Below are 3,286 nucleotides of genomic sequence, written 5' to 3'. Positions count from 1 at the left end.
GCCTTCGTGGTAACGCTTGTCATGGCGTGGTCTCCAGCCCGGCGCGTCAACGCCGGGTGATTCGAGGTTGATCACCCCGGAGACTACGCCACTTTCAATTCCAACCGCTTTTCGGACGGCACCTACCAGCGTTGTAGAGTCCGCTGTCAGGTTCGAGCAGTGAGACCAGGATGGCATACTCGCAGCCTTTCTCGGTGCGATCCCGGTCGAGTTCCTTGAGAAAGTCCTCGTTTTTGCTCTTCGTTGCGGTCTTATCGCTCTCGTTCTTCATCTCGAACATGATGGAGACAATCTCGGTGCCGGCCTCGTCCGAGTCGCGAAAGATGTAATCCCCCTTCACCTGCAACGCCATGCTCGCCTGGAGCAAGGACACGGTCATCGATTGGCACTTTATCGCGCCGGGAAAGCCGATGCAGAACGGCTTCATCGAGAGTTTCAACGGCCGGATGCGCGATGAACTGCTCAACGAGACCCTGTTCTTCGATCTGGATGACGCCCGCGCCAAGATCGCGGCTTGGGTCGCCGACTACAATATCTGGCGGCCTCACTCGTCGCTGAAATACCTGACCCCTGCGGCCTATGCCGCCCACCTCACCGCAACGGACGATCGGCTGCGCAACCCCGACCAGCTCCGCCGATCGTCCGTTGCTCCACCCGCGCCACTTGGCGTACAAAACCCTGAGACTCTAACCGCTGCTGGATGAAAGTTCAGTGGCAGGTCAGAGGCCTCATCGATTGGCGCCGTCGCTGTCTATCCTTGCATGGGTGGACGCGACGAAGCGGCAGGAAAGCGCTTGCGTGGTGCATTGGAAGGCTTGGAAGCCGGCAAGGTCTCGATTCGTGCCCTTCACCTCGGCGATCCCAGACACGAGGACGCAGTGAGGGTCCGGTTTCAGCCGACGGGATTTTGGCTGGAACGCGAACCCGTCGGAGGTCCGTCGGAGGGGATGCCGCCGCTCTGAAGTGATCGGGAAAGGTTCCGATCGTGCGAGACTCCCTCGCCTGGGACTACTCGTGATCCGCCCCCAGCGAGACTTCTGGAATATATCCCAATTGCCGTTCCAGGAGAGCCAAAGTTAGGCGGGCGGACTCCAATCTCGAGGTCGCCTCGACCAGGTCGGTCCACGTTTTGTCCGACCGCGAAACCGCTGCGGAGCCAATCTCAAACAGGCTGTTCTTGAGATGCGGTGCCGCTTCGTCTCGCAGGGCACGCTCCAAATCGAGCAGCGTGCGCGTCAGCGCTCGATGGGCGCAAGCGTCCTCTCGTTCCAGGTTTTCCACCAGTGCGAGGGCCTCGCGATAATGTCGTATCGCTTCAACGGTTTTGCTTTCAAGACCGGTCTTATCGCTCATCTGCTTTTCTTTCCCGAATCGATGTCACCTGGACTTGCCCCCCGGCCGTGGCGATAGTCGCTTGACGCTGCTTTTGACGCGTCCTTCAAGGCCCGATCCTGCTTCTGACCACCTCGAGACTTGTCCGGTGATGGTCTTGCCGATTTCCGATTAAGAGCCGACCTATGGCAGCCCAACTTCGCGCGTACAATGTGTCCTCCCTTCATCAATGAAGGATCGGGCGAGCCCTCTCGGGACGGCTCTACTCGCGCCGCCGGGAACGGCGCTCCCAGAGCCCGCAAGCGGTCTCCGCGCATTCGCGTGACGATCCTCTCGCGGGTCATTACCGCATTTCACGACCATCAGCTACGCCCACCAGCTTCTCTCCGGTAGAACCTGTTCTCGCCGACGCGCGCCCGCATGTCGTCGCGCCGGAACCAGATGGCCCGCCCGCATCGTAGCGGCGGATTGCCGGCCGTGAAGATGATCTGCTCGTCGGTCCGCATCCGCAGGACCTCATGCGGCAGCATGAGCGGCCGTCGCGCGAGCTGCTTGGACCGCGTTCGGGAGGAACCCGACATCCGCGAGGACTGGCTCAGCTGATCAACCTCCACCGTCGTGTCACCGCAACGCTTCGAGATGTAATCCGCCGTCTCGGGATCGTTGATCGCCGAGAAGGAGATCCAGGACGCGCTCTCGAACCACTTGCTGGTGGCGTCACGTCCGCCATAAGCCTCGCGCATCTGGCCGATCGACTGGTAGAGCATCAGCAGGGTGATGCCGTATTTGCGACCCGCGTCGCGCGCGGTTTCGAGAATGCGCAAGTACCCGAGGCGAGCGACCTCATCGAGCAGGAACAAGGTGCGGCCAGTCACTTCCCCATTTCGATTGTAGATCGCGTTGAGCAGCGAGCCGATGATGACACGGGCGAGGCCGGCATGATTCTCCAGCGTCTTCAGGTCGAGATTGATGAAGATGTCCGTCCGACCTTCCGCGATCTCGGTCGTCGCGAAGCTAGACCCGGACACCAGTGCGGCATAGTTGGCATAGGAGAGCCAATGGGTTTCCTTCACCGCATTGGCGTAGACGCCACTGAACGTTTCCGGCGTCATGGCGATGAAGGGCGCGACATTTTCCTTCACGAATCCGGATTCCGAGTTGTCGTAGATCGATTGAAGCCTCTGGCGCAGCTTCGGCTCCGGCTCGGACAGATTGGCGCGGACCTGGCGCAGCTGCTGATCCGTCTTTTCCGTATGACCGGACAGGCAGACATCGGCGATCAGCGCCGTCAGCAGTTGCAACGCCGAGGCACGAAAGAAGTCATCCCGCGCCGAGCCTTGGCGCGGATTGTCGGTCATGATCCATGAGGCGACGGCGGCAATGTCCTCTTCCTTTGTTGCGCCGTGCTGGCCGATCCAGTCGAGCACATTGAAGCCGATCGCCGAGGAGCGCGGGTCGAGCACGAAGACCTGGCGACCGGCGCCGTGCCGGTGTCCCGTGACCATGGGCGCGACCTCGTTGGAAGGATCGAGGACGACCAATCCGCCGCCCCATTTGAGCGCTGTCGGCACCGTCACGGATGTCGTCTTGAAGCCGCCCGAACCAGCGAACACGATGCCGTGCGAGGAGCCAAACGACCCATCAAAGCAGAGCAGGGGAGACCTGCCGCCGGCGCCCCATGTCTCAGGGTCGTCAGCGCGAAAGGACTGATCAGCGACCGCATTCCGATCGACGCGATAGCGCTCCCCGACCACGATGCCCCCCGCTTCCGCAGGGCTGTCCGGGGAAAATCAGCCATAGCTGAACGCCAACTGGTTTGGAGAAACTTGAACCTCCTCCGAATGAGTGGACACCTGTAGTAGGCTCATTGAGCCCGGAGGTGTTGAATGGAACGTCAACGTCGGTCATTTACCGAAGAATACAAGCGCCAGACCGTCGAGCTGGTGTTGTCGAG

The 3,286-nt window shown here is 61.0% G+C and carries 1 protein-coding gene and 3 pseudogenes; 1 reads left to right on the top strand and 3 read right to left on the bottom strand.

The window, feature by feature from the left end; all coding sequences use genetic code 11:
- Positions 1–124 precede the first annotated feature (124 nt).
- Positions 125–337 (bottom strand): annotated as a pseudogene (locus ACZYOF_RS43080) (DUF2130 domain-containing protein); the annotation flags it as partial.
- Between the two features lies 1 nt (position 338).
- Here ACZYOF_RS43080 and ACZYOF_RS43075 point away from each other — a divergent pair.
- Positions 339–704 (top strand): annotated as a pseudogene (locus ACZYOF_RS43075) (integrase core domain-containing protein); the annotation flags it as partial.
- Positions 705–1,008: 304 nt separating this feature from the next.
- Here ACZYOF_RS43075 and ACZYOF_RS43070 read toward each other — a convergent pair.
- Together ACZYOF_RS43070 and traG are read right to left on the bottom strand one after the other, a co-directional pair.
- Positions 1,009–1,353 carry a hypothetical protein gene (locus tag ACZYOF_RS43070; RefSeq protein WP_130584274.1) on the bottom strand — a complete coding sequence of 115 codons (345 nt, stop codon included), beginning with the start codon at positions 1,351–1,353 and terminating at the stop codon, positions 1,009–1,011.
- A 341-nt stretch (positions 1,354–1,694) separates the two neighbouring features.
- Positions 1,695–3,101 (bottom strand): annotated as a pseudogene (traG, locus tag ACZYOF_RS43065) (Ti-type conjugative transfer system protein TraG); the annotation flags it as partial.
- Positions 3,102–3,286 lie beyond the last annotated feature (185 nt).

Source organism: Bradyrhizobium sp. LeoA1Lang (assembly GCF_055413685.1).
Note: the sequence above shows the minus strand (reverse complement) of the source record. Positions and strands in the feature narration are given on the sequence as shown.